Below are 4448 nucleotides of genomic sequence, written 5' to 3'. Positions count from 1 at the left end.
CGGTCGAGGAGACGTCGCCCGAGGAGACGGCCCCCGCGCACACGGCGCCGCGCGCGGCGGAGACGGTGCAGCGGCGCCGCAACCCGCTGAGCACCTCGCTGGTCCTCGTCGTGATCGCGGTCGTCGTCAGCGCCGGCACCGCCATCGCGTTCGCCCGCTAGGGGACGGTCAGGGCAGGCGCCCGACCCCGCCGAACACGAGGAAGCGCTCGGGGTCGTCCACGGCGTCGCCCTCGTCCGGGCGCCACAGCGGCACGTACACCAGGCCGGGGTCGAGCAGCTCCCAGCCGTCGAAGAACCGCAGGATCTCCGCGTGCGACCGGGAGACCGCCGGCGAGGTCGCCCGGTCGTACAGCTTGCCGATCGCCGCCGTCTTGCCCGGCTGCGCCTCGTGGGTGAGGTGGGAGACCACCACGTGGCTGCCGGGCACGGCGGCGTCGCGCAGCGCCGCGACGATGCCGCCGGGGTCCTCCGCCGGTTTGACCAGGTGCAGCGCCGCCACCAGCAGGAACGCCACCGGCTCGGCGAGATCGACCAGCTTCTTCAGCTCCGGGGCGGTGAGGATGTCGGCCGGGCGCCGCATGTCGGCCTGCAGCACCGCGGTCCGCTCGTCGCCCGCCAGGATCGTGCGGCTGTGCGCGACGGCGACATCGTCGTTGTCGACGTACACCACCCGCGCGTCCGGGTTCACGCCCTGCGCGACCTCGTGCACGTTGCCCTGCGTCGGGATGCCCGACCCGATGTCGACGAACTGCCGGATACCCGCCTCGGCGAGCGTGCGGACCGCTCGGCGCAGGAACGCCCGGTTCGCCTGCGCCAGCTCCCGCGCCTGCGGCTCGACCCGCAGCAGCCCGGTCGCGAGGTCACGATCGGACGCGAAATTGTGCGCTCCGCCGAGCAGGAAGTCGTACACCCGTGCGACGCTTGGTCTTTGACTGTCGACCTCGGGTGGGATCCACTCGGAGTCCATGCATCGTCTCCCTTTTGACCGAGGGGTGCCGTCCGCGGAGCGGGATCAGCGTAACGCGACACCGTCGGCCGGCCCCTGCGAACCGGACGGCGAGGACCGATGTCCGATCGACCCGCACGGCCCGGACCGGTGACCGTCCTGCTCGACCCGGACGGCAGGATCACCGGCTGGAGCGACGGCGCCGCACGCCTGTTCGGCCACGATGCGGCCGCGGCGGCCGGGACGCGGCTGCCCGACCTGCTCGGCCGCCCCGCCGCCGCCGAGCCGCTGGCGGCGGCGCTGAAGATGGCCATGTCCGGCCGTTCCTGGAGCGGGGTGCTGCCGCTGTCGGACGACGGGCTGCCCGTCGGGTGCGAGGGGATGACGCACGAGGACGGCGGCACCGCCGTCGCGCTGACGGTGACGCCGTGGGCCGGCGGCCTGGACCTGCTGAACGAGGCGGGCCGCCGCATCGGCTCCACCCTCGACCTGCACCTGACCGCCGGCGAGATCGTCTCCGTCACCGTCCCCCGGTTCGCCGACGCGGGCGCCATCTACGTCCTGGAACGGCTCCTCGCCGACGACGACCAGCCCGCCGCGGAGGCCGACGGCTCGGCGGTCGTGCGGCGCCTGGCGGTGGCGTTCGCCGAGGACGACCCGCGCGAGTGGTCCGGCGAGTTCCCCGTCAACGAGGTCATCGTCTACCCGCCGGCCACCCCGTACGCGCGCTGCCTCACCAGCGGCGGCATGGTCGAGTTCGGCGGCGACGCCATCCAGGACACCATGGCGCACCGCACCGGCCGGGTCCTGCCCGGCCTGCTCGACCACGTGTCGCTGCTGGCGGTGCCGCTGGTGGCGCGGGGCCGGGCGCTCGGCTTCGCGGTGTTCAGCCGCAAGCGCGGCCGGCTGCCGTTCACCGCCACCGACACGGCGCTGGCGTCCGAGCTCGCCGGCCGCGCCGCCACCTGCGTCGACAACGCCTGCCTGTACCGGCGCGAGCACCGCACCGCGACCACGCTGAAGGCCGGGCTGCTGCCCGCCGCCGTCACCGCGCCGCCCGGCCTGGAGATCGCGCACCGCTACCTGCCGGCCGCCAGCGGCGTCGGCGGCGACTGGTACGACGTGGTGCCGCTGCCCGGCGACAAGGTCGCCGTCGTGATCGGCGACTCGGTCGGGCACGGCGTCACCGCCGCCGCCGCGATGGGGCAGCTGCGGGTCGCCGCGCACACCCTGGCCAGCTGCGAGTTCCCGCCCGCCGAGGTGCTGGAGCGGCTCGACTCCATCGCCCAGGACCTGGACGCCGCCCAGTTCGCGACCTGCCTGTGCATGGTGTGCGACCCGGCGACGCTGCGCTGCGAGCTGGCCTGCGCGGGGCATCCGCCGCCGCTGCTGGCCCTCCCGGACGGCACCGCGCAGCGCTTCGCGTTCCCGCACGGCCTGCCGCTCGGCGTGTCCGACCCCGCGCACCCGGCCGAGTACGAGCAGGTGTCGGCCGCGATCCCGCCCGGCGCCACCCTCGCCTTCTACACCGACGGCCTGGTCGAGAGCCGGATGCGCAACGTCGACGAGGGCATCGCCCGCCTGGCGTCCGCCCTGGTCGCCTCCCGGTCCGGCTCCCTGGACGACACCGCCGACGGCGTCCTGGCCCTCCTGCCGGACCAGCAGGGCCAGGACGACATAGCCCTCCTCCTCATCCGCCCGGCGGCCTGAGGAGGAGGGGCCCGCCTAGAGGCCGGGGATCTCGTGGTTGCGGAAGGCGTCCACGAAGTAGGCGTGGTCCTGGCGGACGGTGTCGGCGTACTGGGTGCCGAAGGCGACCATCGCCTCGACGAACGCGGACTCGTCCGGGCCGATCGCGGCGTGGATGGCGTCCTCGACCTGGAAGCCGACCAGGGTGTGGTCGGAGTCGGTGTCGGACACGCAGTGCACCTTGGCGGTGGCGCGGCCGAGGTCGTCCAGGACCGACAGCATGTCCTCGGGCTCGGTGAGGCCGCCCCAGTCCAGGTCCTCCTCGTAGGGGGACAGCTCCTGGACGACGTAGCCGACGCCGCCGATCTGGGTGTGGCCCAGCCACGGGTCGCTGTTGGCCTGCAGCGCGCGGCGCGACACGGCGGTGCGGTGCCCGTGGTGCTGGAAGTACTCCCGGATGCGGGCGTCGTCGACGACGCGGCTGGGCGCGGCGACGTTGCCCTGCTTCATCGACAGGATGACGTCGTTCTCCAGCGCCTGGGTGTTGCCCTCCACCAGGATGTTGTAGGCGGACAGGCCCGCGGAGCCGATGCCGAAACCGGACGCGCCCACGATGTCCTTCACCTCGTAGGTGAGGCTGCCGAACCGCTTCTCGCGCGGGATGGTGGTCAGGTACTCCCGGTAGGCGGCCTCGACCTCGGCGCGTTCCGCGTCGTCCAGGCGGCGGACGCCGGGACGGTCGCGGAACCGGCGGTCCGGGCCGTCCACGACCGTCATGCCCTCCAGCAGCCCGATCCGGGTGCCGCCCATCGCGGCGACGAGCACGTCCCGGACGTAGCCGTCGGTGGTATCGAGGGTCAGCGCGAACTTCTCGTCGCCCTCGTGCGCGGCGAACTGCCGGACCTGGTCGACGTAGGCGCGCACGTAGGTCTCGATGAGCCGGCGGATGTCGGCGTCGGAGATCGCCTTCTGCCAGGCCAGCAGCGCCAGGCTCGCCACCAGGCGCTTGACGTCCCAGGTGAAGTGGCCGACGTAGGCCTCGTCGTAGTCGTTGACGTCGAAGACGAACACGCCGTCGTCGTTCATGTAGGTGCCGAAGTTCTGCGCGTGCAGGTCGCCCTGGATCCACACGCGGGACGTGCGCTCATCCGCCCACGGGTCGTCGTCGTGGACGATGTCGGCGTAGAACAGGCAGGCGCTGCCCCGGTAGAACGCGAACGGGTCGGAGGCCATCTTGCGGAAGCGGCGGCGGAACTCGGCGGGGCTGCGCTCCATCAGGTCCGAGAACGCGTCGACCAGGACGTCGACGATCTGCGCGCGGCGCTCCTTGGGGTCGCGGCCGCGCAGTTCCTCGGTGATGCTCGCCATTCTCTCTCCCTCGATGCTCGGGTGAGCCCCGCCGCTGCCGGGGCGTTCCCGGTCATTCTGCCGAATCCGGACCGGTCCGGGAGGTGAACAGCGCGCGGACGGCCGGTTCCGACCGGACCAGGTCGAGGGCGGTCTCGGCGTGCCCGGGGACGTAGCCGTTCCCGATGAGCATCGTGACGTCGGCGGCGAGGCCCTCGGCGCCGAGCGCGGCGGCCGGGAACGAGGTCGCCATCGAGAAGAACACGACGGTGCCGCCGGGCGCGGTGGCGAGGATCGCGCCGTGCTCGCAGCCGGGCACGTCCACGCACACGAGTGTCTCTTATACACATATCCGAGCCCACGAAAAGGACTCCTCTCTCGGTTGCCGTCTTCTTCTTGATAAAAAAAAAAAAAGACACACAATCACCTTAACCACAACTGAACTCAAATCAAACAGGACGAAA

Annotated in this window: 4 protein-coding genes; 1 reads left to right on the top strand and 3 read right to left on the bottom strand. The window is 72.4% G+C overall.

Annotation, left to right across the window (positions count from 1 at the left end; all coding sequences use genetic code 11):
* Window positions 1-168: 168 nt before the first annotated feature.
* A complete protein-coding gene (locus HUX53_RS38885) occupies window positions 169-969 on the bottom strand; it encodes an SAM-dependent methyltransferase (RefSeq protein ID WP_176408269.1) in 801 nt (266 codons plus the stop codon).
* 99 nt (window positions 970-1068) lie between these two features.
* Between HUX53_RS38885 and HUX53_RS38880 the strand changes: the two genes are divergently transcribed.
* Complete coding sequence (locus HUX53_RS38880) at window positions 1069-2658, top strand: SpoIIE family protein phosphatase (protein ID WP_176408268.1); 1590 nt, start codon at window positions 1069-1071, stop codon at window positions 2656-2658.
* Between the two features lie 15 nt (window positions 2659-2673).
* Here HUX53_RS38880 and HUX53_RS38875 read toward each other — a convergent pair whose 3' ends face one another.
* On the bottom strand, window positions 2674-4005 hold the full coding sequence (locus HUX53_RS38875; protein WP_176408267.1) for a DUF2252 domain-containing protein: 1332 nt from the start codon (window positions 4003-4005) through the stop codon (window positions 2674-2676).
* Window positions 4006-4057: 52 nt separating this feature from the next.
* Window positions 4058-4309, bottom strand: a complete 252-nt coding sequence (locus HUX53_RS38870; protein ID WP_303623200.1) for a hypothetical protein — start codon at window positions 4307-4309, stop codon at window positions 4058-4060.
* Between the last annotated feature and the right edge of the window lie 139 nt (window positions 4310-4448).

The sequence above is a fragment of the Actinomadura sp. BRA 177 genome (assembly GCF_013372625.1).
Taxonomy (GTDB): Bacteria; Actinomycetota; Actinomycetes; order Streptosporangiales; family Streptosporangiaceae; genus Spirillospora.
The sequence above is the reverse complement of the archived record's forward strand: the minus strand, read 5'-3'. Positions and strand labels throughout refer to the sequence as shown.